Origin of the sequence: Bradyrhizobium sp. CIAT3101, assembly GCF_029714945.1 — a bacterium.
Lineage (GTDB): Bacteria > Pseudomonadota > Alphaproteobacteria > Rhizobiales > Xanthobacteraceae > Bradyrhizobium.
Genome location: NZ_CP121634.1, coordinates 82022 through 107957, shown reverse-complemented (window position 1 = coordinate 107957; position 25936 = coordinate 82022). Strand labels below are relative to the sequence as shown.

Genomic DNA, 25936 nt, shown 5'->3' with positions numbered 1-25936 from the left:
CCAGGCAAGCCATTGGTCACGTTGTGACGGCACAACGCCAGCGGCCCTTCATTTGGAGATATTCAGATGTCGCTCGATTCTGACATCATCGTCGATCGCCGCAGGATCCGCCGCAAGCTGACGTTCTGGCGCGTGGTGGCCGCGCTGATCGCGATCGCTGCGATCGCGGGCTTTGCGCTGGTCGCGACGCCGGGCGCGCGCGGCACCTTCGCCTCCGCCGGCGCGATCGCGCGCGTGCAGATCGACGGTCTGATCCGCAGCGATGCCGAGCGGACGCGGGCGCTGGAGCGGCTGGAGAATTCGCAGGCCGCCGCCGTGATCGTTCACATCAACTCGCCGGGCGGCACCACCGCCGGCTCCGAGCAGCTCTACGATTCCCTGACGCGCCTGAAGGCGAAGAAGCCGCTGGTCGTCGTGGTCGAGGGTCTTGCGGCATCGGGCGGCTACATCACTGCGATTGCGAGCGACCACATCATCGCGCAGCAGAGCTCGCTGGTGGGCTCGATCGGCGTGCTGTTCCAGTTTCCCAACGTCTCGGAGCTTCTGAAGACGATCGGCGTCAAGGTCGAGGAAGTGAAGTCCACGCCGCTGAAGGCCGCCCCCAACGGTTTTGAGCCGACCAGCCCCGAGGCCCGGGCCGCGCTGGACGCGCTGGTGAAGGATTCCTATGCCTGGTTCAAGGATTTGGTGAAGCAGCGGCGTGGCATGGATGACACGCAGCTCGAAAAAGTGGTCGATGGCCGCGTCTTTACCGGCCGCCAGGCGATCAATCTCAAGCTGATCGATCAGCTCGGTGACGAGAAAACCGCCGTGACTTGGCTCGAGGAGCAGAAGGGCGTCAAGAAGGGTCTTTCGGTGCGCGATTACAAGCTCGAGCCGCGTTTTGGCGACCTGCCGTTCCTCAAGACAGCTGCCTCCGTCACGCTGGAAGCGCTTGGATTCAGCGCGATTGCGCACCAAATCGCGCAAACCGGCGTCGTGCAGGCGGTCGATCGCGTCGGGTTGGACGGGATGCTGGCCCTGTGGCAGCCGGCCGCGTCGAATTGACCGGGAATAAGTGGGAACAACGCGAGCGCGAGAGCTTTTTCCCGTCCCGCGGGTAGCGGTGCAGCCCGCTTTTTCGGCAAATGTCACGCATTTTCACGACGCTCAACCTTCATTTAGCGTCTTGACAGATCACAGTATTTTCACGGAAATGGTCATCCGCACGCTTCCGGGTCCTATTCCTCGATGATCAAATCCGAACTTGTTCAGCGTATCGCCGAGCACAACCCGCATCTGTACCAGCGGGATGTCGAGAACATTGTGAATGCGATTCTCGAGGAAATCGTAGCAGCACTCGCACGCGGCGACCGCGTCGAGCTGCGCGGTTTTGGTGCCTTCTCGGTCAAGCATCGCCCCGCACGCGCCGGCCGCAATCCGCGCACCGGCGCCCATGTCCCTGTCGATCAGAAGAGCGTTCCGTTCTTCAAGACCGGCAAGGAAATGCGCGAGCGGCTCAACCGCGATCATCCGGATCCGGGCGCACCGGACTAGCGCTGTCGTCCGGATTTTACCTGATGGCCGCATGATGCGGCAGCAAGCTTGATTCAAGACGGGCGCTCGCGATGCGAAAGTTCCTGACCGCGCTGATCCTGATTCCGCTGGCCCTGATCCTGGTGACCTTTGCGGTCGCCAACCGGCACTTCGTCACCGTCTCCTTCGATCCCTTTATGGCGGCCGATCCGGCCCTGTCGATCACGCTGCCGCTGTTCCTGCTGCTGATCCTGGTCGCTGCCGTGGGCGTCATCGCCGGCGGTTGCGCGGTCTGGTTTGGCCAGCGGCACTGGCGCCGTGCCGCGCGCCGCCATGAGGCGGATGCACGGGCCGCCCGGGGCGAGCTGGCCGATCTGCGGGCCCAGACGGCCCCGGCCAAGCCCGAGCCCCGGCACCTCCCGGTGCCCTCCGGGGTCGGCCTTTACGGGGCCATCGGGCGAGACAAGCAGCGCGCGACGTTGTAGAAGCGGCCCCGACCGAAAACCCTGTTTTCCGGCCGCCGCTTGCGGCCTTCACCCGCTTTGAGACCATGCCCCTGCTCGTCAAAATCTGCGGTCTGTCCACGCGTGAGACGCTCGACGTCGCGCTCGACGCGGGTGCCGACATGGTGGGGTTCGTGTTCTTTCCGCCGTCGCCGCGGCATGTCTCGCTGGAGACGGGGCGCGACCTCGGCCGCCAGGTGAAGCAGCGCGCGCTCAAGGTCGCGCTCACGGTCGATGCCGACGATGCCACGCTCGACAACATCATGGACGCGCTGTCGCCGGACATTTTTCAGCTCCACGGCAAGGAAAGCGTGGCGCGGCTGCGCGACATCAAGCAGAAATTCGGCCGCCCGGTGATGAAGGCGGTGCCGGTCGCAACCGCAGGTGATCTCGCCGTGCTGCCCGGCTATGCCGCAGTCGCCGACCGCATCCTGTTCGATGCACGCGCGCCGAAGGATGCGACGCGGCCCGGCGGTCTCGGTGCTGCCTTCGACTGGCACCTGCTCGAAAATCTCGATCTCAAATTGCCCTACATGGTCTCGGGCGGACTGCACGCCGACAACGTCGCCGAAGCCCTCCGCGTCACCGGTGCCGGCGGCGTCGATGTGTCCTCCGGTGTCGAGAGCACGCCAGGCGTCAAGGACCCGGAGCTGATCAAGGCCTTCATTCGCGCCGCGCGCGCCACCCAAGAGTTGAGCGTTCGATGAACATCGCCAAACCAAATTCCTATCGCAGCGGCCCCGACGAGCGCGGCCATTTCGGCATCTTCGGCGGACGCTTCGTCGCCGAAACCCTGATGCCGCTGATTCTCGATCTGGAGAAGGCCTACACCGCGGCCAAGGCTGATCCGGCCTTCCAGGCCGAGATGAACGGCTATCTCAAGAACTATGTCGGCCGGCCCTCGCCGCTCTATTTCGCCGAGCGCCTCACGGAGCATCTCGGCGGCGCCAAGATCTATCTCAAGCGCGAAGAGCTCAACCACACCGGTTCGCACAAGGTGAACAACGTGCTCGGCCAGATCATGCTGGCGCGGCGCATGGGCAAGAAGCGCATCATCGCCGAGACCGGCGCCGGCCAGCACGGTGTCGCCACGGCGACGCTGTGCGCGCGCTTCGGCCTCGAATGCGTGGTCTATATGGGCGCCGTCGACGTCGAGCGGCAGCAGCCCAACGTGATCCGCATGGAGATGCTGGGCGCAACGGTGCATCCGGTGCAGTCGGGCACGCGCACGCTGAAGGACGCGATGAACGAGGCGCTGCGCGATTGGGTCACCAACGTGCACAACACGTTCTATTGCATCGGCACGGTGGCAGGGCCGCATCCCTATCCGACGCTGGTGCGGGACTTCCAGTCGATCATCGGCAACGAGACCAAGACGCAGATGCAGGAGGTCGAAGGCCGCCTGCCGGATTCGCTGGTCGCCTGCATCGGCGGCGGCTCGAACGCGATGGGCCTGTTTCATCCGTTCCTCGACGATCCCTCCGTCGAAATCTTCGGCGTCGAAGCCGCGGGCCACGGGCTGACGCAGCTGCATGCGGCCTCGATCGCGGGCGGCCGTCCCGGCGTGCTGCACGGCAACCGCACCTATCTCTTGATGGATGCCGACGGCCAGATCCAGGACGCGCATTCGATCTCGGCTGGCCTCGACTATCCCGGCATCGGCCCCGAGCATTCCTGGCTGCATGAGATCGGCCGCGTCAATTATCTCTCCGCGACCGATGACGAGGCGCTTACCGCGTTCCAGCTGCTCTCGAAGCTCGAAGGCATCATTCCCGCACTCGAGCCCGCGCACGCTATCGCCAAGGTGATGGAGCTCGCGCCGAAGCGGCCGAAAGACCACCTGATGGTCGTCAATCTCTCCGGCCGCGGCGACAAGGACGTCCCGCAGGTCGGCGACATCCTGAAGGGCAAGAGCAAGTGACCACGCGTATCGACACCCGTTTCGCCGAGCTGAAGAAGCAGGGCCGCGCGGCCTTCGTCACCTATGTGATGGCCGGCGATCCCGATCCGGCGACGTCGCTCGAGATCGTCAAGGCGCTCTCGACATCAGGCTCCGACGTCATCGAACTCGGCATTCCCTTCACCGATCCGATGGCGGATGGCCCCTCGATCCAGGCCGCCGGGCTCCGCGCGCTCAAGGTCGGCATGACCTTGAAGAAGACGCTCGATCTCGTGCGTGACTTCCGCAAGGCCGACAATGTCACGCCGCTGGTGCTGATGGGTTATTACAATCCGATCTACATTTACGGCGTCGACAAGTTTTTGGCGGATGCCAAGACGGCCGGCGTTGATGGCCTCATCATCGTCGATCTGCCGCCGGAGGAAGACGACGAGCTCTGCATTCCCGCGTTGAAGGCGGGACTGAACTTCATTCGTCTGGCGACCCCGACCACCGATGACAAGCGCCTGCCTGCGGTGCTCGCGAACACGTCAGGCTTTGTCTATTACGTCTCCATCGCCGGCATCACCGGCGCCGCGGCCGCGGACGCGAATGTCGTCGGGGAAGCCGTCGCGCGCATCAAGCGGCACACCAAGCTGCCGATCTGCGTCGGTTTTGGCATCCGTACGCCTGAGGCGGCGCGCGCCATTGCCGAAAAGGCCGATGGCTCGGTGGTCGGCACCGCGCTGGTCGATGCGCTCAAGAACAGTCTCGATGCCGAGGGGCGCGCCACCACCAAAACCGTAAACGCCGTGGCCGAGCTCACGGCGGCGCTGGCCCAGGGTGTCAAGGGCGCCAAACAAGCGGCCGAATAGGCCTTAATTCCGCTGCTCGGGCGGGTGACACGGCAGCTTGCCGGGCGAAGGCCGGGCGGCCATATATTCCTTCAGGCGATCCCCTGCGGGCTCGCACATCGGAGCAAACCATGAACTGGCTTACCAATGTGGTCCGGCCGAAGATCCGCAACATGCTGCGGCGGGAGACGCCGGAGAATCTGTGGATCAAGTGCCCGGATTCCGGACAGCTTGTGTTCTACAAGGACGTCGAGGCCAATCAGTTCGTCATCCCCGGCTCGAACTATCACATGCGCATGGGCGCGGTGGCGCGGTTGAAGTCGATCTTCGACAACGAGACCTGGTTCGACGTCGCCCTGCCCGAGGTCACGCCTGATCCGTTGAAGTTTCGCGACGAGAAGAAATATGCCGACCGCATCAAGGATGCGCGGGCGCGCACCAATCTGAACGATGCGGTCAAGGTCGGCTACGGCAAGCTCGAAGGCGCCGGCGTCGTCGTCGCCGTGCAGGACTTCGATTTCATGGGTGGCTCGCTCGGCATGGCTGCCGGTGAAGCCCTCGTGCGCGGGCTCGAGCTTGCGGTCGAGAAGAAATCGCCGTTCATCGTGTTTGCGGCATCCGGCGGCGCGCGCATGCAGGAAGGCATCTTGTCGCTGATGCAGATGCCGCGCACCACCGTCGCGGTGCAGATGCTGCGTGAAGCAAAACAGCCCTACATCGTCGTGCTGACCAACCCGACCACCGGCGGCGTCACCGCATCCTATGCGATGCTCGGCGACGTGCAGATCGCCGAGCCCGGCGCACTGATCGGCTTTGCCGGTGCACGCGTGATCGAGCAGACCATCCGCGAGAAGCTGCCGGAAGGTTTCCAGCGCGCCGAATATCTGAAAGAGCACGGCATGGTCGACATGGTCGTGCATCGCCACGAACTGCGTCCGACCTTGGCGCGGCTCTGCCGCCTGCTGACCCGAGCGCCGGCGCAGGAAGGGGCGTCGAAATCGGTGCAGCCTGTCGTCAGCCCGGCACAGATCGTATCGGCTCCCGAGACGGCGCCGGCAGCGCCCCACGCGTGAACGCCTCCGCTGACAGTGCAAAGCCGCCGCTCGGTGAATTGATCGGGCGGCTGTCGGCCCTGCATCAGAAGCGCATCGATCTCGGGCTCGAGCGGATGCATCGCCTGCTCGAGCGGCTCGGTCATCCCGAACGCAAGCTGCCGCCGGTGATCCACGTCGCCGGGACCAACGGCAAGGGCTCGACGGTGGCATACTTGCGCGCCACGCTGGAGGCGGCCGGCCTGCGCGTCCACGCCTACACCTCGCCTTATCTCGTCCGCATCAACGAATGTTTCCGCCTCGGCCGCGCCGGTGATGGCGTGCTCGTCTCTGACGACGAATTGCGCGCGGCGCTGGAAGAGGTCGAGCGCGTCAATGCCGGCGAGCCTGCGACCGTCTTTGAGCTGAAGACCGCGGCCGCCTTCCACCTGTTCGCGCAAAATCCTGCCGACGCGGTGCTGCTCGAAGTCGGCCTCGGCGGCCGGCTCGATTCGACCAATGTGGTCGATGCGCCCGCGGCCTGCGTGATCACGCCTGTCAGCATGGACCACATGGATTTCCTCGGCGATACCCTGGCATCGATCGCCGGCGAGAAGGCCGCGATCATCAAGCGCGGCGTGCCCGTGGTGTGCGCGGAGCAGTTGCCGGAAGCGATGGCGGTGATCGAGGCGCAGGCCAAGCGCATGCGTGCGCCGCTGTTTGCCGCGAATGAAAGCTGGCACGTCAATGTCGAGCATGGGCGTCTGGTCTATTCCGACGAGCGTGGCCTGATGGACCTCGCGGCGCCGCGGCTGTTCGGCCGCCACCAGTTCGACAATGCCGGCCTGGCGATCGCCACGTTGCGCGCGATTCCGACGTTCAAGGTTAACCACGCAGCGTTCGAGGCCGGCATCGTCGGTGCCGAATGGCCGGCACGGATGCAGCGTCTCACCTCGGGCGAGTTGCTTGCTCTCGCGCCGCGCGGCAGCGAGATCTGGCTCGACGGCGGGCACAATGCCGAAGGCGGCCGCGTCGCGGCTGCCGCGCTCGGCGACCTCGAGGAGCGGGTGTCGCGGCCGCTGGTCGTCATCGCCGGCATGATGGCCAACAAGGATGCGCAGGCGTTTCTGGCCAATTTCGCAGGCCTCACCCGCCACATCATTGCGGTGCCGATTCCGGACACCGAGAACGCGATGCCGGTGGATCGTCTCGCGGACGCGGTCCGCAGCCTCGGCATGCGCGTGGAGATCGCCCCCGGCATCGAGGCCGCGCTGCGCGCTCTGTCGAAGCTCGCCTACGAGGTGCCGCCGCGCATCCTCATCACCGGCTCGCTCTATCTCGCCGGCCATGTGCTGGGGCTCAACGGCACGCCTCCTGCATAGTCGGCCTCGTGTCCCGGACGCGCTGCAACGCGGAGCGTTGCTGCGCAGAGCCGGGACCCAGAATGCCACCACAAGGGCCCCGGCTCGGCAGCGCACCGCTGAAGAAGCACTGCGCTGCGTCCGGGGCAGGAGAGACCAACAATGCGTTTTGCCGCGATTGCCGACGTCCACGGAAATTATCTCGCGCTGGAGGCGGTTGTTGCCGACATCCGCGCGCAAGGCATCTCCGACATCGTCAATCTCGGCGACATGCTCAGCGGCCCGCTCGATGCGCGGCGCACCATCGAGATCCTGATGAAGCTCGACGCCGTGCATGTGCTCGGAAATCACGACCGCTACCTGCTCGATCGTCCCCCGGAGAAGATGGGCTCGTGGGATCGTCCCGCGCATGCGCAGCTCAATGCCGCGCAGCTCGACTGGCTGCGCGCACAGCCGATGACGCGGGTGTTTCGCGATCAGGTCTTTCTCTGCCACGCCACGCCCGAGGATGACGAGATCTACTGGCTCGACACCGTGCATCCCGACGGTACGGTGGCGCTGTCGCCGCTCGACCGGATCGAGCAGTTCGCGCAAGGCGTGACGCAGCCGCTGATCCTCTGCGCCCACACCCATCTTGCCCGCGCCGTGCGACTTCGCGACGGCCGCCTGATCGTCAATCCCGGCAGCGTCGGCAGCCCCGGCTATCGCGACGTGCATCCGTTCCCGCATCTGGTCGAAGCCGGCACGCCGCACGCGCGCTATGCGATCCTCGAATTCGTCGACGCCGCCTGGCGGGTGACGTTCCGCCAGATCGCCTATGACCATGAAACGATGGCCGCGCTCGCCCGCCGCAACAATCAGCCGGAGCTCGCGAACGCGCTGGCGACGGGGTGGATCAAGTAGCGCGGCGGTCCATCCGTGCTACCCTTGCCATATGCGTCGATATCAAAGGGGGGAGCGCGTGATGGATACCTGGCGAACCGAATACGCCATCGAGACGTCGGCGACCCCAGAGACGATCTGGAGCATTTTTCGCGACGTACCTGGCTGGAAAAACTGGAACGCGGCCATCGAGCAGATCGACATTGACGGGCCATTCGCGGCCGGCACCTGGTTCACGATGAAGCCGCCCGGTGAGGAGGCGCTGCGGTCGCAACTCATCGATGTGCGCGAGAACGTCCACTTCGTCGACGAAACGCGGGTCGGCGATCTCGTCATCAAGGTCGCCCATCGCATCGAGCCGCTCGGATCGGCGCGTACGCGAATCATTTACGCCGTTGATGCGCAAGGCCCGGAGGCCTCCGACATCGGTCCGGCTGTTTCCGCAGATTTTCCTGACGTTCTCGCAAGCCTGGCCAAGCTCGCGGAGCAGAAATAGGTCGCTCGCCGCGCCACGGACAAAATAAAACGGCCGGCGATTGGCCGGCCGTTTCCGAAAATCATCGTGTCGCGACGTGAATCAGACCGCGGAGGTGATCCACTGCTGAAGCTTCGCCTTCGGCGCCGCGCCGACCTGGCGGGAGGCCATCTCGCCGCCCTTGAAGATCATCAGGGTGGGGATCGACATCACGCCGTACTTCGAAGCGGTCTTCGGGCTCTCGTCGACGTTGAGCTTGACGATCTTGACCTTGTCGCCCATCGCGCCGGCGATCTCATCGAGGGCGGGTGCGATCATGCGGCAGGGGCCGCACCATTCGGCCCAGAAATCGACGACGACCGGACCGTTCGCCTTGAGCACTTCGGCTTCGAAATCGGTATCGGAAACCTTGCCAACGGCCATTGGAGTACCTCACTCGTTTGAAAGAGAATCGGCGCGACGTGGAATCGCGCCCGGGATCATGGCCTCAACCTATGAACGGCCCCTTGCCGGGTCAAGGACGCTCACGCCGACATGAAGGGATGCCAGCGCCGCGTCCAGCGCGGGGGCTGAAATCTCCATATATTCAAGGGCCTCGGTCCAGAGCAGGACGGCGCGGATCGGCTTTTGGGGATAAAGCCGCGCCAGCACCGCCCGGTACAGCGCAAGCTGCCGGACATAGGCGGCGGGGGCTTCCGCGGCGCTTTTCGGGGCGGTCTGGTTGGTCTTGAAATCGACGATCAAAACCTCGTCCGGACGAACCACCAGCCGGTCGATCTGCCCCGACACCAGCGCCGGCGGGCGGCCCGGCCGGTCGAGTTTCCCGACGATGGCGACCTCCGCCCGGCTGCCCTCGGCAAACACCGGGGCAAAGCGCGGTTCGGCGATCAAGCCGAGCACCTTGTCGGCCAGCAACACGCGGTCGGCTTCGGACCAGTCGCCGGCATTGCGGGTCATGAAGCCAAGCGCGGCCTCGCGCCGGCGCTCGGTGGCGATATCCGGCAGGGACTGCAGCAACCGGTGCACCAGCGTGCCGCGCTGGAGCGCCAATGCGCGCGACTGGACCGATTCGCCTGATCGCACCGCCCGGCCTTCCTCGGCCGGCTGGCCGGAGGGGCGCACCGGATCGTCGTCGAGGCTCTCACGCGGCACCGGCGTCCGGAGCCAGTCCGGCAGCGTGACCGAATGGTCCACTGAGGTCGCGGGCGTGCCGAGCGCGGCGACGTCCTCCGGTCGGGCGAATCGGGTCACCTTGCCGAGCGGCGTCTCGATCGTCTGCTTGTCCAGGCCGGAGCCGGTGAGCCCCGTGTCGATCAGGTCGTACCAGCTCAGCTTGCGGACGGTTCGCATGTTGCCGGGCAGGCAGCCGCCGACGATCAGCCGATCCGCCGCGCGCGTCATCGCGACATAGAGCAGGCGGCGATATTCGTCCTCGGTCTCCTCCAGCATCGCCTTGCGGGCATCGGCGACGGGCTTGGGATCGTCCGCCTTGCGCCCGGCCCAGACCACGACCTCGCCGCCGTTGCCGCGCGGCACGTGAATCAGCCGGACCCGTTGCGAGTCCGCGGGCGACGATGTGGTGTCGACCATGAACACGACCGACGCTTCCAGGCCCTTGGCGCCGTGCACCGTCATCACCCGCACCTCGTCGCGGGTGATTTCCATGTCGCGCTTCACCTCGGTGTCTGCCGAGCGCAGCCAGGCCATGAAGCCCTGCAGCGAAGCCGGTGCCTTGCGCTCGCAATTCAGCGCCAGTTCCAGAAATTCGTCGAGCGCGTCGTTGGCCTCATGGCCGAGCCGGCGCAACATGCGCGCGCGGCCGCCGTCACCGCCGAGCAACCAGGCATAGAAGGCGAACGGCGTCTCCTCGCACGCACGGATCTCGCAGGCCTCGAGGCGTCGCAGCACTGTCGCGAACTTCTCGCTTGTCGGCGCCTGCTCGCCGAGCGCGCGGCGCAGCGATCCCTTGCGGCCATGCGCGAGCTGGAACAGATCGTCGTCGTCGAGACCGAACAGCGGGCTCTTCAGCGCCACCGCCAGCGCGAGATCGTCCTGCGGCAGCAGCAGCGCGTCCGCGAGATTCATCAGGTCGATGATCGCGATGTGCTCGGTCAGCTTGAGCCGGTCGGCGCCGGCGACGGGAACGTTGGCATGCTTCAGCGCCTGGATCACTGCGTCGAACGCGTTGCCGCGCCGGCGCACCAGGATCAGCATGTCGCCATAGCGCAGCGGGCGGCGCTCGCCCTCGTGTCCCGTCAGCGTGCCGCTCTCGACCAGCCGCTTGATCTCGGTCTGGATGCGGCGGGCGAGCTTGACCTCGGGACTGGTGACGGCGACGCCGTCGAACGGCGCGCGCCAGCCCTCGATCTCCTGCCGGTCATCGGCCTCGGCAAGATCCCACAGCTCGATCACGCTCGGGCCGGCATCGGCGAGCGCATTGTGCAGGGGATGACCGATCTCGACCGAATGGATGCTCTTGTAGATCGTGGGCTCACGGAAGACGTGGTCGACCGAATGCAGGATCGCAGCGCCTGAACGGAACGAATAGGTGAAGGCGACCGGATCGAATTTCAGCCCGGCCGCGGTGAACTTGCGGTGCAGCTCGCGCCGGCGTGCGTCGAATTCGTGGGGAGCCGCGCCCTGGAACGAGAAGATCGACTGCTTCTCGTCGCCGACGGCGAAGACCGTGCGGTTCAGCCCTTCGCGCGCGCCTTCACCGGCCGTGAATTCCGAGATGATGTGCGCGACGATGTCCCATTGCCGCGGGCTGGTATCCTGCGCCTCGTCGATCAGGACGTGATCGACGCCGCGGTCGAGCTTGTAATGCACCCAGCCTGCGGAGATGCGGTTGAGCATCGCCAGCGTCTTGTCGATGAGGTCGTCGTAGTCGAGCAGCCCGCGTTCCTGCTTCTCGCGGCGGTAGTTTGCGGCGGCGGCGGTGGCGATGTGCAGGAGCGCCTCGGTGCGGTCGCGCATGGTCACCGCGCGGCGCTTCTCGATCAATCCACCTAGGCGAGACGCCTCGTTCTCGAACAGGCGCGCGACGGACGGATTTTGCTCGCCGAACTTCTTGGTCAGCACGGCCTTGCGCGGCAGTTTTTCGTCGGTGAGAAAAACGCCGAGATAGGCATCGACCTGCGCCGCGCCGGAAAACACCTTTGCCTCACGAAGGCGACCGGCCTGGTCGTTGTCGGACTTGCTGCCATCCTCCAGTGCGAAAGCGATGTCGTCCCAGCGCGAGCGGGGCAGGAACGGGCCATCGAGAATCTCGGTCTCGACGTCCTCGATGCGATCGTCGGCATTGACGCCCAGCACGGCTGCCATTTGCTCGGCCGCCGCGCCGGCGTTGCCGGCCTCATCGGTCCAGGCCATGAAATGATCGCGGCTCAGGCAGGCCTCGCGGATCACTTCCTTGAAGGTGACATCGGCGGCGCTGGCCATCGCGGTCAGCAACGCACGGCCGGTGATGCTGTCAGGATCGCGCGCGGCCTCCAAAAATACTTTCAGATTGGCGCGCTCCATCATGTCGGTCTGGTCGCGGTCGTCCATCACGGCAAAGCGCGCCGGCACGTTGGCCTCGAACGGGAACTGCTGGAGCAGGCGCGTGCACAGCGCGTGGATGGTCTGCACCTTCAGCCCGCCCGGCGTCTCCAGCGCGCAGGCGAACAGTTTTCGTGCTTCGCGGCGCAGTTTTCGATCCGGATGCGGGATGCCGACGGCGCGGATCGCGGCGTCGAGCCCGGTGTCGTCGAGCGTCACCCAATGGCCAAGCGTGGTGAACACGCGCTCGGCCATGTTGGCGGCGGCGGCCTTGGTGAAGGTGATGCAGAGGATCTTTTCCGGCGGCACGCCCGAGAGCAGCAGGCGGATCACGCGCTGCACCAGCACATGGGTCTTGCCCGAGCCGGCATTGGCCGACACGAAAGCCGACGCGGTCGGGTCCGATGCACGCGCCTGCCGGGCACGCACTTCATCCGGGATGGGGCGCGGCACCTTTACCATTCCTCGATCCCCAGGCCGCCAGCCGCGGACCATTCCTTGATCCGGGCGAGATCGTCATAGGCACCGTAGCGGTTGGTCCACATCGGCAGGTTCAGCGAGGTGTAGGGCTGGTTCTCGTCGTCGAAGGCGCGGATCAGCGCCTCCAGCTTGGCGCGCGCTTCCGCGGCGGCCGTATCCGGCGGTTGCGGCTCGTCGCCCTGCTTGCATTTGAGCTCGAGGATGCGTTCCTCGCCCGGCGGATTGTTGCCGCTCAGGCGGACATAGACGAGCTGGCTCACGGACGCGCCGGCGTCGATATCGGGAAAACCGCCCTCGCGCAGGATCGCGGCTTCCAGCGTGAGTTGCGGCGACAGGCCCATGCGGACCTGCTTGCCCGTGGGCGGCTGGCCGGTCTTGTAGTCGAGGATGGCGTAACCGCCGCACTGGCGCCGCTCGATGCGGTCGGCGCGGGCGGAGAGGTGGAAGCTGCGCTCGTTGTCGAGCCGGATCGAGATCTCGCCACGGGTCTCCGCGGTGATGGCCTCGATCGCGTCGCGCCGTACCGTCTCCCATTCGCCGAACCAGCGCGCGATGCGCTGGAAGCGCGGCCACCACAGCGCCCGCGCCTCGGGCCGCTCCATCAGCGGGGCAAAATACTTTTCGCCGATCGCGCGCAAGACCCGCGCGGGATCCGGCGGGAGATGTGCGGCGTAGGTCTCGGTGAACTCGCCGAGCGCATCGTGGATCGCCGAGCCGCGGTCGGCGGCCGAGAGCGGCATGTCGACCGGATCGAGCGCGTCCAGCCGCAGGATGTGTTTGGCGTAGATCGTGTAGGGATCGCGCAGCCAATCCTCGATCGCGGTCACCGACATCTTCAGCGGCCGCGTCGCGCGCGGCGGTCGCGGCTCTGGCTGCTTGATCGGCGTAACTTGGGAGGGCTGGTCCAGCGCGCCCGCGAACTGCACGTACTTTTCACCGGCGTGAATCGCAGCCTCCCAGAGCTCGTCGCCCGCGACCGCCTCCAGCCGATGCAGGAAGCGCGAGGCCACGGCGGGGGCGCCGCCGGCTTTGGCGGAATGGGTGAGGATCACCTCGTCGCCCCCGAGCAGCTGCGCGAAGTCGTGCGCGGAGAGGCCGATGCGGCGCTCCGGCAGATCGAGACCAAGCTCGTGCCGCATCGGGCGGCTGAGCCAGGGATCGATCCGCGGCGCGGGCGGCCAGACGCCCTCAATGAGCCCGCCGATGATGACGCGGTCGGTCTGCATCAGGCGCGATTCCAGCGGGCCGTAGATCTGCAGGCGCGCGCCCGGCTTGTCGCGTCGCCGCACCGCGCGATCGCCGAACGCGGTCTGGAACAAGTCGGCATAGTCCGGCAGCGTCACCATCAATCCGCTGGTCGTGCCGCCGCGCAGGAGATCGTCGAAGGCGCCGGCGAGCGCGAGGCCTTCACGCTCCTCGAAGGCGAGCGGAATGCCCTGCTCGTCGCGCGACAGCTCGATCAGGATCTCGCGATGGCGATGCGCAAGCTCGGCGAAGTCAAACGGTTTCGATGACGCCAGGCTCTCGATCGGCGCCAAGGCTTTCTGCAACGCATCGATCAGGGCCTGGATGCGATCGAGGTCTTCCGGCTTGAGGCGCGCGCGGGGTTCGGCGTGGTGCAACGCGGAGACCTCGCTGCGCCACAGCTTTGCCAGCTCCTCGCGAAAGCGATTGAATTCGCGCAGCAGCCCGCCCGTGCCCGAAGGCGGGCGCGTGCCGCGCAACACGGCAAGCTCCAATCCCTCGATCGCCGTCTTCCATGCGCCAGGCGGCCGGCCGAGCCGGCACAGCGGATGCTTCAGCATCGCCAGCAGCGTCGGCGGCTCCAATCCCCTGGTCGCAGCCTCGGCCGCCAGCCGGGCGAAGACGCCGGCGGCGGTTTCCATCAGCACGTCGCCGCCGGAATCGTCGAAGGCGAGATCCCATCGGGTCAGCGCGGCCATCACCCGCCGCGCCAGCGCGCGATCGGGCGTCACCAGTGCGGCCGACTTGTCGAGATGCCGCGCCTCGCGCATCGCAATGGCGATGGCGAGCGCTTCCATTTCAGGATTGGGGGCTTCGACGACGGCAAGGTTCCTCATGCCGCCGGCGATCTTCGCGGCAACATCAGGCTGCTTCAGCCGGTCGTGCCAGACCTCCGTCCTGGCGGAGGGCCGCATCGATTCGGATGCGAGCAGATCGCGGCCACCTTCGGCCGGCGGATGAAGGATCTCGACGTCGCTGCGCTTGATGCCGAAGCGATGCAGCAGCGCATGCATCGCATATTGCGGATGGTTCGAGGTAGGATTCTCGGTGATGCCCAGCAGGTCCCTGCTGCCGCCGATGCTGCGCCAGGCCTCGTCATCGAGATCGCTATCGAGACCCGGCAGCACGACGGCGCCGTGCGGCAGCGCCGCGACCGCATGCAGGAATTTAGCTGTAGCCGGCATCGAACCGGTCGAGCCGGCCGCGATCACGGGTCCATGCGGATGCGCGGTCAGGCGCTTTGCTTCCGCCGCGATCAGGAGATCGCGCCGCGCGGCCGGCTCGATACGGTTGATCTCGGCGAGATGGGCAGGCCATGTCTCGCTGGCAATGTTCAAGAACTGAAGTGAATGCTGCCAGTATTGATCAAGCTGATCTGGCACCAGGCCTCGTAGCTTGCTCCAGTCGACGCCGCGCGTGACCATGTCGTCGATTAGGCGGGCGAGATCGCCGGCCAGCGCCAATGTCGAGGCCGGACCGCCGACCACGAGCGGTGATAGTACGGGACGCTTGGCCCAGGCGGCGACGAGCTGCGCCAGCGTCAACCGCCGTTCGAGCTCGCCGAGCCGCGGCGGAATATCCAGCGGTGTCGAGCCGGAAAACTGCTCACCTTCGTCGGCGAAGGCGAGCTCGTCCTCGTCGATGTCGCCGAGCGCGACGATGCGCGGCAGCACCACCGCGTCCGCCTTCATCTCGTCGAGGAAGATCTCGCGGACCACGCGCATGGCGCGCCGGGTCGGCAGGTACAGCGTGGCGTCCGCGAGTCGCGCCGGTTCCTTGCGCGCCTCGAATCCCTCGACCAGCCGGCCCTCGAGCAGGGCCGTGACGATGGTGCGCAGGAACGGAACTGAGAGGGGAACGCTGAAAACGCGCATGGGCTGCCTGATTCGGGGATCACGGCAATATAGGGACGCAGGCTGGATTGGTCATGGGGCGGGGAGGAATCGTCCCCGCTGTTCGTCTGGCACCACGCTCGTGCCCCGGACGCGGCGCAGCACGCAGTGATGCGCCGCTGAGCCGGGGCCCAGTTACTTCGTTCCGCGAAGGACAGTGTGGGTCCCGGCTCTGCGGAGCGGCACTTCGCGCCGCACCGCGTCCGGGACACGAGTAGCGCGGCCTACGCCACGCTCTCCAAAAACGCCTCTTCCGCGGCGTGGACCGCATCCGGCGTCCCGACATGCATCCAGACGCCATCGAGGCGCAGGCCGAACAGGCGCTCCTGCTCGTTGGCGCGGTCGAACATTTTCGTCAGCGAGAATTCGCCCTCGGGCGCATCGGCGAAGATCGTCGGCGACAGGATCGCCGCGCCCGCATAGACGAACGGGACGATCTCCTTTTCCTTGCGCTTGCGCAGCGCGCCGTCGGGCAGCATGCCGTAATCGCCGCGGCCGCTATAGCCGATGCTGGTCGCGGTGGGCGCCATCAGCAGCAGGATGTCCATGCTTGCAGGGTCGAAGTACTCCGCAAGCCGCGTCAGATTGGAGCGCACGCCGTCGATCCACAGCGTGTCGGAATTGACGTGGTAGAACGGCGCATCGCCGAGCAGCGGCAGCGCCTTGACCACGCCGCCGCCGGTGCCGAGCACCTGGTCGCGCTCGTCCGAGATGGTCACGCGCGGATGCTGGCGCGTCGCGGTGTGCTCGATGATCTGGTCGGGCAGATAGTGCACGTTGACCACCGCCTCGGTCACGCCGGCCGAGGCGAGCTTGTCGAGCACGTGGTCGAGCAGCGGCTGGCCGGCCACGGGCACCATCGGCTTCGGCATCTTATCCGTCAGCGGACGCATGCGCAGGCCGAACCCTGCGGCGAGCACCATGGCTTTGGTCGGTTTGACGGACATCCTTCGCTTTCTCGAACCTCTGGAATCTCTACGTTCGCGGCAAGCCTAGCACGAGCCCCGGTCAGCTGCACCGCATCTCAACGGCCTTAGCCACCCGCCGTGACGGTTGTACGACGTGTGTTGCTCTCACGCCCCGGCGGCTGTGGAACGCGCTTTCTTCTTGTCGCCGGGCTTGAGAAAATTGACCCCGATCTGATCGCCATTGACCCAGGCCAGTTCGCAGCGCCGGTACGCCAGGCCGGTGGACGACAGGACGAGAAAAAATTCCTTCAGATGCAGACCTTCGACCGAGCCGTCGATCGTCAGCTTGGCGCCGCTTTCGGATACGTCCTCCATGGTGCATTCGCGCCGCCAGGTGCCGTCGATCCCCATCATCTGGGCCGGAATTCCGCGTTCGAAAACAACCCGACTATTGCCGCGATGGTCCGTCTTGACCGCCATCTGCCTTGCTCCAGCCCCTATTTGTCCGGCGGCCTGCGGGCGATGATACCGGCGCGATGGCTAACAGCGGGTAAATCGGTTCCAGCTCAGGATTGGGGCGGCGGGACGTTAGCGAGATACCATTCGCGCAAATGCGCGAGGGCCGGATGCGCCAGCGAACGCTGCAGATAGGTCCAGATCCGCGGCTGGTGGCGCAGATAATGCGGCTTGCCGTCGCGGCGGTTGAGTCGCGCAAAAGTGCCGAGCAGACGCGTGTTGCGCTGCGCCGACATGATGGCATAGAGCTCGGCAAAGCCGGCCGGATCGAAGCTCGCATCCTCAGCGCGACGCGCCTTGATGTAGCGCGACAGCAGCGTCAGCTCGAGGGCTTCGGGCACGTCGATGCGGGCATCCTGCAGCAGCGACACCACGTCGTAGGAGCGCGGTCCGAGCACGGTGTCCTGGAAGTCGATCACCCCGACGCGCGCCATGCCTGTGCGGTCCGCGAGCCAGATCAGATTCGGCGAGTGGTAATCGCGGATGATCCAGGTTTTTGGCGCGGCCAGCGGCTTCTTCAGCAGCTCGCGCCACATCGCAAAGAATTCCGCGCGCTTCTCTTCGCTCAACGGCGCATTGCGATCGGGCAGATACCATTCCGGCATCAGGCCGATTTCAATCAGCAGTGCCTCGGTGTCCCAGGCAGGAATGGCATGGGTTTGCCCGTCCACCGGCAACGTTTCCGGCAGTGCCTTGCCATGCAGCACGGCCAGCACGTCGGTCGCGGCTTCATAGCGCTCGGTGATCGGCCGGGGCGGATCGCCTTCGATCACGCCTTCGCTGCCAAGGTCCTCCGAGATCAGGAAGCCGTGGTCGAGATCGATATGGTGGATCTTCGGTGCCGAGATGCCGACCGCGCGCAAACCTTCGTCGATGGCGACGAATGGCTTGATGTTCTCCGCAAGATGCACCACGGCGCTGTAGGATTTGCCGTTGTAGATCGCTGCACCATCGGGGCGCTGCGGCGAGTTCATGAGAATGACGACACCATCGTCGCGGACCAGCCGCGCGTAGGAGCGCGTCGAGGCGTCGCCGGCCATGTGCCTGCGGCCTGCGTCGAGATAGCCGGACGCATCGAGGAATTGGCGCAACGTCTTCAACCGAGCAACGGTAGCTGCGCTCCTGCCATACCCCGTGACGTCGGCGGCGCGCGCATTCGAGCCCAGTGCGGGACGATGCGTCAGCGCGATGTCGATGCGGTCCGCGGGCATGGCCGAGGGCGCGCGCTCGGGCCATTCGATCAGCACCAGCGTCGCCTCCGGCAGTGGCGACAGCCCGATCTCCTCGAGCTCGCTCTCATCCTCGACGCGATAAAGGTCGGCATGCATCACCGCAAATGCCGGCAGCTCGTAGCCCTGCACCAGCGTGAAGGTCGGGCTCGGCACTTCCAGCTCGTCGTCGCCGGCGAGGTAGCGGATCAGGCTGCGGGCGGCCGCTGTCTTGCCGGCGCCGAGATCGCCGGTGAGGGTGATGGTATCGCCGGGACCGATCAGCAGCGCGAGGTCGGCCATCAATTGCGCGGTGGCCGTCTCGTTATGAAGCGCGACGGAGAATGTGGTCGGTTCTGTCATTCGGCGGCGTCGCGATGCGCCGCCTGGTCGGTCGGGAAGTCGCAGATCACGACCGTGCCCTTGCCCACGACCGAATCCACCTGCACCTTGCCGCCATGCAGCTCGACGAAGGAGCGCACCAGCGAAAGCCCGAGCCCGGCGCCGCGATGACGCGAGCCCTGCGAGCGGCTTTCAAACCAGTTGAACACCTTGTCCTTCATGTCGGCGGGTATTCCAGGTCCGGAATCTGTCACAATAAAGACCACGCTGCGCTCGGTGCGGCGCGCGCTGATCCCGACGGTGGAATCCTGCGGCGAGAAGCCGACGGCGTTGGCAAGCAGATTATAGAGCACCTGCACCACGCGCTTCTCGTCGCCGACGAAGCTGCCGACATCGGGCGCGATCTCGACCTTGAGACGGATGCGGTCGGTGGCGAGCCGGTCCTGGATACCTTCGGCGGCGAGCTCGATGGTCTTGCTGACATCGACCGGGCCGAGCTCCAGCTTCATGGCGCCGGCGTCGATGGTGGCGAGATCCAGGATGTTGTTGGTCAGCGCCAGCAGCGCATTGGTCGATTTGGTGACGTAGTCGAGATATTCGGCCTGCTTCGGGGTCAGCGGTCCGGTCGAGGGGTCGCTGAGGAAATGCGCGAAGCCGATGATGGTGGTGAGCGGCGAACGCAGCTCGTAGGAGACGTGGTGGACGAAATCCACCTTCATCTGGTCGGCGGTCTCCAGCGCCTCGTTGCGCTCGCGCAGCGCGCGCTCGACATTCTCGGTGTCGGTGATGTCGAGGAAGGTCAGCATGGTCGCGCCGTCATGCATCGGACGGATCATGCCGTCGAGCACGCTGCCGTCCTTGCGCTCGAGCTTGAGCGGCACATCGGCGCGGTTCTCGATCGAGGTGATGGCTTCGCGGATCTGGCGCCAGACCGCGGGATCGTCGAACAGCTGATGGCACCAGCCCTCGACGGTCTGGATATGCGGCTCCTCGCGCATGGCATCGTTCGACAGCTTCCACATCCGCAGGAAGGCCGGATTGAACAGCTGCGCCCTGCCGTTGCTGCCGAACACGGCAACGCCCTCGGCGAGGCTGTCCAGCGTCTCGCGCTGGACCCGGATCATGCCGTCGAAGCGGCGGGCGAGCTCGAGGCTCTCGGTGACGTCGTCGAACAGATAGGTGACGCCGCCTTCGGGATTCGGCGTGGTGACGACGGACAGCGCGCGGCCGTCGGGCAGGTACCAGGTGTCCTTGGCCGCCTCGACCGCGCGATAGGCCTCGTGCAGCTTGGCCTTCCAGGCGCGGAAGTCCGGCTGCTCCTGCAATTTACGCGCAGCGCGGAGCTGGTCGAGCACGCTGGAATCATCGGGATGGGCGTCGAGGAAGGTGCGGTCGAGATCCCACAGCCGCCGGTAGGAATCGTTGTAGAAGGCGAGCCGGCGCTGGCCGTCGAACACGGCCACGCCGGAAGAGAGCTGATCGAGCGTGCGGCGATGCGCCTCAGCCATCCGCACCAGGGCCGCGCTCAGCGCATCGGCTTCGCTCGCGTCGATCGCGACGCCGACGCTGCCATGGCCGACATTGACGGCCCGCACGTCGTACATGCGCCGCTCGCCGCCGATCACGATCGGCAGCCGCGAGGTGAAGTGAGCTGCGTCTTTCAGGCCCCGCTCCATGGCGGTGCGGTCGGCGCTGTCGAGCAGCTCGAGCTTGCGTGCCTGGGCGTCGATGATGCTGGTCGCTTCCGTCGCGCGCACATAGGCCGGATTGGCGAAGGTCAGCGCGCCGTTCTCGCCCTTGGCCCAGATCGGCCACGGCGCGGCGGCGGCGAAGCCGCGCAGCATCTCGGTTTCGTCGGCGAGTGCGCGGTAGCGCAGATGGGTCTCGGCCAGTTCGCGCCGCAGGCCGGAGAGTTCGCGAATCCGGACAATGGCCTGGCCGCCGATGGCGCGGCCGATCGCTTCCAGCGTGTGGCCGTTGGCGGTCGTCAGCGTGAGCTGGAAGCCGTCACCGCGCTCGCGCAGCGCATCGACGGCGTGATCCATCTGCAGCGCCGGTTCCGGCGGCAGCCAGGTTCCGAAGGCGAGCACGCGCTGCGGCGACGAATCGCGCGGCAGCACCATCGCGATGTCGCCCGAGATCTGCGCGCGATCGTCGCCGGCCGGCCAGGAGATCAGGATCTGCGGCTCGGCAAACAGCAGCGCGCCGAAACGGTCGGTTTGCAGCTGGAGGTCCCTGATTCGCGCGCGCAACGCCGCCTCGGTCTTGGCCTTGCCGACGCGTGTGCGCATCAGCAGGATCGCGGCCACGACCGAGAAGCCGAGCAGAGCCAGCGCGGTGGCCAGCACCGCGAGCTCCTGCCGGTTGAAGTCCAGCAATATCGAGAGTGTGTCGACGAGGTCGGCGGCCTCAGCCGGCGCAGCCGGCAGCAGCGCTGCGAGAGCGCCTCCCAACAAGCCGTTGCGCACCAACGAAGTGCACGACAACAGCGTCCGACGCATCGACACGATCACGCCTGACATAGTTGCCCCAAGACCGCACGAATTGACGCGCGGCAACCCCCGTCGCGCGCGAATCAAACGACAATACCCCCACCGCGACTCCACCGGTAAGAGTCCAGACCGTGAACGCAAAGGCGGTCCCAAAAAAATGCGGGGCGTTGAGTTCCAGTCGCACGTAATTCTGCGGGTGATTCGGTTGAGATTGCCGCGTGTTAGCGGGTGAAGAGATGAGACTCGATTGGCGCTCCAATGAAGGTGCGTTCCCTCTCCCCTTGTGGGGGAGGGTTAGGGAGAGGGGTAGCCAAGGAAAAGGTGCTCATTTGTTGATGATGCATCGCGGTTGAGAGGACGACGGAAAGAATCCCCGCGCGGCACCCCTCCCTGCCCCTCCCCCACAGGGGGGAGGGAACGGCGAGACCTTTGTTGTCGGCTCAGCGGCCCGTCGACCCGAATCCGCCGGCGCCGCGATCGGTCGACGACAGCGTCGTCACGGGAACCAAGGCGGCCTGGACCATTGGTGCGATCACCATCTGCGCAATGCGCTCGCCGCGCTTGATCACGAACGGCGTGGCGCCGTGGTTGATCAGGATCACCTTGATCTCGCCGCGGTAGTCGGCGTCGATCGTGCCGGGCGAATTCAGCACGGTGATGCCGTGCTTGGCCGCAAGCCCCGAGCGGGGCCGCACCTGGGCCTCGTGCCCAGGCGGCAGCGCAATCGCAAGCCCCGTCGGCACCAGCGCATATTGGCCGGGCGCAAGCGTCATCGGCTCGCTGTCCGCCACCGCCGCCATCAGGTCGAGGCCGGCGGCGTCCGCGGTCTGGTAGGCCGGCAGCGGCAGGCCTTCGGCGTGGGCCAGTTGCTGCAGTTCGACGGTGACCTTCGTGCTCAAGATGTCGGCTCCAGGGATTTGTCGGTCACGCTTTTGGCGATATGCGCGACCAGTTCGATGGCGACCTGTTCCTTGGTCATCACCGGCCAGGAATCAACAATGATCTCGCCGTTGTTCTCAGCATTCTTGCTGATGAGGTGCACCGTGTTGCGATCGCCGCCCATCACGCCGGTGGCGGGCGAGACATCGTTGGCGACGATCCAGTCGCAGCCCTTGCGGGCGAGCTTCGTCTTGGCGTTGTCGATGAGATGCTCGGTCTCGGCGGCAAAGCCGATCACCAGCGGCGGACGCTTGTCGATGAGTTTTGAGATCGTGGCGAGGATGTCGGGATTCTCGACCAGTTGAAGCGGCGGCATGCCGGCCGAAGTCTTCTTCAGCTTCTGCTCGCCTTCATTGGCGACGCGCCAGTCGGCGACGGCGGCGGCAAAGATCGCGATGTCGGCGGGAAGTGCAGCCTGCACCTGCTCCAGCATCTGCCGTGCCGATTCCACATGCTTCACCGTGACGCCGGCGGGATCGTCGAGGTCCACGGGACCGCTGACCAAAATCACCTCGGCGCCGGCAGCTTGCGCGGCGGCGGCAATCGCAAACCCTTGCTTGCCGGAGGAACGGTTGGCGATGTAGCGCACCGGATCGATCGGCTCGTGGGTCGGACCCGCCGTGATCAGCACGCGCTTGCCGGCGAGCGGCCGCGGCACCGGCGGCCGCAGCAGTTTCTCGGCAGCAGTGGCGATCTCGATGGCTTCCGACATGCGTCCGACCCCGGCTTCGCCCGCTTCGGCCATTTCGCCGGAGTTGGGACCGACCAGCAGGATGCCGTCGCGCTGAAGCTGCGCGACATTGCGGCGGGTTGCCGGGTTGTTCCACATCAGCGGATTCATCGCAGGCGCCAGCAGCACCTTGCGGTTGGTCGCGAGCAGGATGGCGCTGGCGAGGTCATCGGCATGGCCGTTGGCCATCTTCGCCATCAAATCGGCGGTCGCCGGCGCCACCACGATCAGATCGCAGTCGCGCGCGAGGCGGATATGGCCGGCGTCGAACTCGCTCTGGGGATCGAACAAGTCGGTGTAGACGCGCTCATGGGAGAGGGCGCTGACCGAGAGCGGCGTGACGAACTGCTCTGCCGCCTTGGTCAGCACGCAGCGGACCTCGATGCGCCGCTCCTTCAGCCTGCGGATCAGGTCGAGCGATTTGAACGCAGCGATCCCGCCGCCGATGATCAGGGTGACGCTGGCCTCGGGGGCGGCGCTGGTGCGGGCTGACGCGGCTGCAGGGGACGCTTCGGGCGGTACCGCAAATGGCGTCAGCGGCTCCTCGCGGCCCTCGATCAGCTCCCGCAGGATGACCCGGACCTCTTCCTCGACCGATCTGCGGTTTCTGGCCGAGCGCAGCCGCAAATAGGCTTTGACGGTGTCGTCGAGCTTACGGATGGTCAGGCTTGCCATGACGCCCTCCAGCACGGGATGATAGCGATGCTATCACTCGTGTGATTGCAGTGCAATCACGCTTTTGGCAATCACAGATTCCGGACGGCGATCAGGATGCCGATGAAGGTCGCGGCGATGATCCAGAGCGCCACGGTGCGCCAGCGGTTCTTGCGGCCCTCGCTGCGCCCCATCGCGGCGATGCTCTCCGGCGACAGCCGGAGGCCCTCCCGCGTCATGGTCTCGAGCTGCTCCAGCACCGCGACCGAGCGCTGGGCGATGTCAGGCAGGCGCATCAGCACTTTGGTGAGGTCGCCGCCGCCGGCCAGCGCACTCTGAACCCGGCCGATCGGCCCGAGATTGCGCTCGATCCATTCGCGCACCACGGGATCGGCGACCTTCCAGATGTCGAGCTTGGGATCGAAACCGCGCGCCACGCCTTCGACCACGACCATGGTCTTCTGCAGCAGGATCAGCTCGGGTCGCGTCGTCATGTCGAACAGGCCGGTAACCTCGAGCAGCAGCGTCAGCAGCCGCGCCATCGAGATTTCCTCGGCGGTGCGGTTGTGAATGGGCTCGCCGATGGCGCGGATGGCTTGCGCAAAATTTTCGACCGAATGATGCGCGGGCACATAGCCCGCCTCGAAATGCACCTCGGCGACACGGCGGTAATCGCGCGTGATGAAGCCGAGCAGGATTTCCGCGAGGAAGCGCCGCTCCTTCATGCCGAGCCGGCCCATGATGCCGAAATCGACCGCGACGAGGCGGCCGGCGTCGTCCAGGAACAGATTGCCCGGATGCATGTCGGCGTGGAAGAAGCCGTCGCGCAGCGCGTGGCGCAGGAAGCTCTGGATCACCTTGCGGCCGAGATCGGGCAGATCGACCTGCGCTTCCGCGAGGCGCTTGTGGTCGTTCAGCGCGATGCCGTCGATCCACTCCATCGTCAGCACGTTGTGCGTGGTGCGGTCCCAGTCGACGGTCGGGACGCGGAAGTCGGGATCGTTCTGCGTGTTCTCCGCCATCTCCGACAGCGCAGCCGCCTCAAGCCGCAGATCCATCTCCATCGCGACCGAGCGGGACATCGTGTTGATGACTTCGATCAGGCGGAGCCGTCGCGCTTCGGCCGAGTAGGCCTCGGCCTTGTGCGCGACGTAGAAAAAGTCGGAAAGATCGCGGCGGAAGCGCGCGGACACGTTCGGCCTGAGCACCTTGACCGCGACCGGCTTGCGCATGCCATCGCGCTCGATCTCGCCGCGATGCACCTGCGCGATCGAGGCAGCCGCGACCGGCGGGCCGAAGCTCACGAACACGTCCTTGAGCGGCCGTTCCAGCGACGTTGCGATCGCAGCTTCCGCTTCGGCCTGCGAGAACGGCGGCAGGCGGTCTTGCAGGCTTTCGAGGTCGCGCGCCATTCCGACGCCGACGACATCGGGCCGCGTCGCCAAAAATTGTCCGAGCTTGAGATAGGCCGGGCCCATCCGGGTCAGCGCGCGCGACAAGCGCGGACTATCCTTCGGGCCGCGTCGCTCGACGATGCGCGCAAGCTTCAGCGCGAGTTGTCCGGGCGGCGGCACCAGGCTCGGATCGACGGAACCGAACACACCCTCGCGCGCAAAGACGAACGCGGCGCGGATCAGGCGCGAAATGTGGGTGATGGCAGAAATCACAAACGCCAGCCCGAATGCAGTGCGACGATGCCGCCGGTCAGGGTCTGAAAGCTGACGCGGGAAAAGCCGGCGTCGCGGATCATGTCGGCGAACGCATTCGGCTTCGGAAACTTGCGGATCGATTCGACCAGATATTGGTAGGATTCGGCGTCGCCCGTGACCATGCGGCCGAGCGGCGGGATCACCTTGAACGAGAACAGATCATAGATCTTGTCGAGGCCGGGCATCTCGACGGTGGAGAATTCCAGGCACAGGAAGCGGCTGCCGGGTTTCAACACGCGATAGGCCTCGCGCAGCGCCTTGTCGATCTGCGGCACGTTGCGGATGCCGAAAGCGATCGTATATGCGTCAAAGCTGCGGTCGGCGAAGGCGAGCGCTTCGGCATTGCCTTCGACGAAATCGACCTGGGTCTCGAGATGGCGCTTGGCGGCGCGCTCGCGGCCCACCGCGAGCATGTCGGAATTGATGTCGCAGACGGTGGCATGGAAGCCCGGACCTGCCGCTTTGGCGGCCCGGAACGAGATGTCGCCGGTGCCGCCGGCGACGTCGAGCAACGCAAACGGCCGGTCGCCGCGGGGCGGGGCGAGTGCGTTGATCATGATGTCCTTCCAGACCCGGTGCAGGCCACCGGACATCAAATCGTTCATCAGGTCATAGCGCGACGCCACGCTGTGAAACACATCGTTCACCAGCGTCTGCTTGTCCCCCAGGGGAACGTCTTTGAAGCCAAAATGCGTGGTTTCGCCCGGCCGATCCATTACTCTACTCCACGGCGCCGACCATAGCGCGGCCGCCGCAATGGCGCTATCACACCGCCCTCATA

The 25936-nt window shown here is 66.0% G+C and carries 21 protein-coding genes; 10 read left to right on the top strand and 11 right to left on the bottom strand.

Annotated features, from left to right (window positions below; genetic code table 11):
- Positions 1-66 precede the first annotated feature (66 nt).
- The 10 genes from sppA to QA645_RS00410 all read left to right on the top strand — a co-directional run bounded on the left by sppA (position 67) and on the right by QA645_RS00410 (position 8521).
- The gene (sppA, locus tag QA645_RS00455) at positions 67-1047 is read left to right on the top strand and encodes a signal peptide peptidase SppA (RefSeq protein WP_283047441.1); all 981 of its coding nucleotides are present in this window, start codon (positions 67-69) and stop codon (positions 1045-1047) included.
- Positions 1048-1230: 183 nt separating this feature from the next.
- Positions 1231-1536, top strand: coding sequence for an integration host factor subunit beta (locus QA645_RS00450; RefSeq protein ID WP_007598410.1), 306 nt, complete (start codon positions 1231-1233; stop codon positions 1534-1536).
- A 71-nt stretch (positions 1537-1607) separates the two neighbouring features.
- Positions 1608-2000, top strand: coding sequence for a lipopolysaccharide assembly protein LapA domain-containing protein (locus QA645_RS00445; protein WP_283047440.1), 393 nt, complete (start codon positions 1608-1610; stop codon positions 1998-2000).
- 65 nt (positions 2001-2065) lie between these two features.
- Positions 2066-2725: a phosphoribosylanthranilate isomerase gene (locus QA645_RS00440; protein WP_283047439.1), complete on the top strand. Its 660-nt coding sequence runs from the start codon at positions 2066-2068 to the stop codon at positions 2723-2725.
- On the top strand, positions 2722-3939 hold the full coding sequence (gene trpB / locus QA645_RS00435) for a tryptophan synthase subunit beta (RefSeq protein ID WP_283047437.1): 1218 nt from the start codon (positions 2722-2724) through the stop codon (positions 3937-3939). Before QA645_RS00440 ends, trpB begins: the two co-directional genes overlap by 4 nt.
- Complete coding sequence (gene trpA, locus QA645_RS00430) at positions 3936-4772, top strand: tryptophan synthase subunit alpha (RefSeq protein WP_283047435.1); 837 nt, start codon at positions 3936-3938, stop codon at positions 4770-4772. The genes trpB and trpA overlap by 4 nt, the downstream gene beginning before the upstream one ends.
- Positions 4773-4882: 110 nt before the next feature.
- The gene (accD, locus tag QA645_RS00425; RefSeq protein WP_254127227.1) at positions 4883-5824 is read left to right on the top strand and encodes an acetyl-CoA carboxylase, carboxyltransferase subunit beta; all 942 of its coding nucleotides are present in this window, start codon (positions 4883-4885) and stop codon (positions 5822-5824) included.
- Positions 5821-7164 (top strand): folylpolyglutamate synthase/dihydrofolate synthase family protein, encoded by a 1344-nt coding sequence (locus QA645_RS00420; protein ID WP_283047434.1) that lies wholly within the window; start codon positions 5821-5823, stop codon positions 7162-7164. Before accD ends, QA645_RS00420 begins: the two co-directional genes overlap by 4 nt.
- Before the next feature lie 141 nt (positions 7165-7305).
- A complete protein-coding gene (locus QA645_RS00415; protein ID WP_283047432.1) occupies positions 7306-8046 on the top strand; it encodes a metallophosphoesterase family protein in 741 nt (246 codons plus the stop codon).
- 61 nt (positions 8047-8107) lie between these two features.
- Complete coding sequence (locus QA645_RS00410; protein ID WP_283047431.1) at positions 8108-8521, top strand: SRPBCC family protein; 414 nt, start codon at positions 8108-8110, stop codon at positions 8519-8521.
- An 81-nt stretch (positions 8522-8602) separates the two neighbouring features.
- On the opposite strand, the gene trxA is transcribed toward QA645_RS00410, so the two are convergent.
- The 11 genes from trxA to ubiE form a co-directional block, all read right to left on the bottom strand.
- Positions 8603-8923, bottom strand: coding sequence for a thioredoxin (gene trxA, locus QA645_RS00405; RefSeq protein ID WP_007598398.1), 321 nt, complete (start codon positions 8921-8923; stop codon positions 8603-8605).
- A gap of 69 nt (positions 8924-8992) precedes the next feature.
- The gene (gene addA / locus QA645_RS00400) at positions 8993-12502 is read right to left on the bottom strand and encodes a double-strand break repair helicase AddA (RefSeq protein ID WP_283047429.1); all 3510 of its coding nucleotides are present in this window, start codon (positions 12500-12502) and stop codon (positions 8993-8995) included.
- Positions 12496-15639: a double-strand break repair protein AddB gene (gene addB / locus QA645_RS00395; RefSeq protein WP_283047427.1), complete on the bottom strand. Its 3144-nt coding sequence runs from the start codon at positions 15637-15639 to the stop codon at positions 12496-12498. The genes addA and addB overlap by 7 nt, the downstream gene beginning before the upstream one ends.
- Before the next feature lie 242 nt (positions 15640-15881).
- Positions 15882-16604: a nucleotidyltransferase family protein gene (locus QA645_RS00390; RefSeq protein ID WP_283047425.1), complete on the bottom strand. Its 723-nt coding sequence runs from the start codon at positions 16602-16604 to the stop codon at positions 15882-15884.
- Positions 16605-16730: 126 nt separating this feature from the next.
- Positions 16731-17045, bottom strand: a complete 315-nt coding sequence (locus tag QA645_RS00385; RefSeq protein ID WP_283047423.1) for a PilZ domain-containing protein — start codon at positions 17043-17045, stop codon at positions 16731-16733.
- An 86-nt stretch (positions 17046-17131) separates the two neighbouring features.
- Complete coding sequence (tsaE, locus tag QA645_RS00380; RefSeq protein WP_283047421.1) at positions 17132-18652, bottom strand: tRNA (adenosine(37)-N6)-threonylcarbamoyltransferase complex ATPase subunit type 1 TsaE; 1521 nt, start codon at positions 18650-18652, stop codon at positions 17132-17134.
- Positions 18649-21153, bottom strand: a complete 2505-nt coding sequence (locus tag QA645_RS00375) for a PAS domain-containing sensor histidine kinase (protein ID WP_283047419.1) — start codon at positions 21151-21153, stop codon at positions 18649-18651. The genes tsaE and QA645_RS00375 overlap by 4 nt, the downstream gene beginning before the upstream one ends.
- Positions 21154-21563: 410 nt before the next feature.
- Positions 21564-22022 carry a dUTP diphosphatase gene (gene dut, locus QA645_RS00370; RefSeq protein WP_283047417.1) on the bottom strand — a complete coding sequence of 153 codons (459 nt, stop codon included), beginning with the start codon at positions 22020-22022 and terminating at the stop codon, positions 21564-21566.
- Positions 22019-23467 carry a bifunctional phosphopantothenoylcysteine decarboxylase/phosphopantothenate--cysteine ligase CoaBC gene (gene coaBC, locus QA645_RS00365; RefSeq protein ID WP_283047415.1) on the bottom strand — a complete coding sequence of 483 codons (1449 nt, stop codon included), beginning with the start codon at positions 23465-23467 and terminating at the stop codon, positions 22019-22021. Before coaBC ends, dut begins: the two co-directional genes overlap by 4 nt.
- 71 nt (positions 23468-23538) lie before the next feature.
- Positions 23539-25113: a 2-polyprenylphenol 6-hydroxylase gene (gene ubiB / locus QA645_RS00360; protein WP_254127202.1), complete on the bottom strand. Its 1575-nt coding sequence runs from the start codon at positions 25111-25113 to the stop codon at positions 23539-23541.
- Entirely contained in the window at positions 25110-25871 is a 762-nt protein-coding gene (gene ubiE, locus QA645_RS00355) for a bifunctional demethylmenaquinone methyltransferase/2-methoxy-6-polyprenyl-1,4-benzoquinol methylase UbiE (protein ID WP_254127194.1), read from the bottom strand. Before ubiE ends, ubiB begins: the two co-directional genes overlap by 4 nt.
- Positions 25872-25936: the final 65 nt, after the last annotated feature.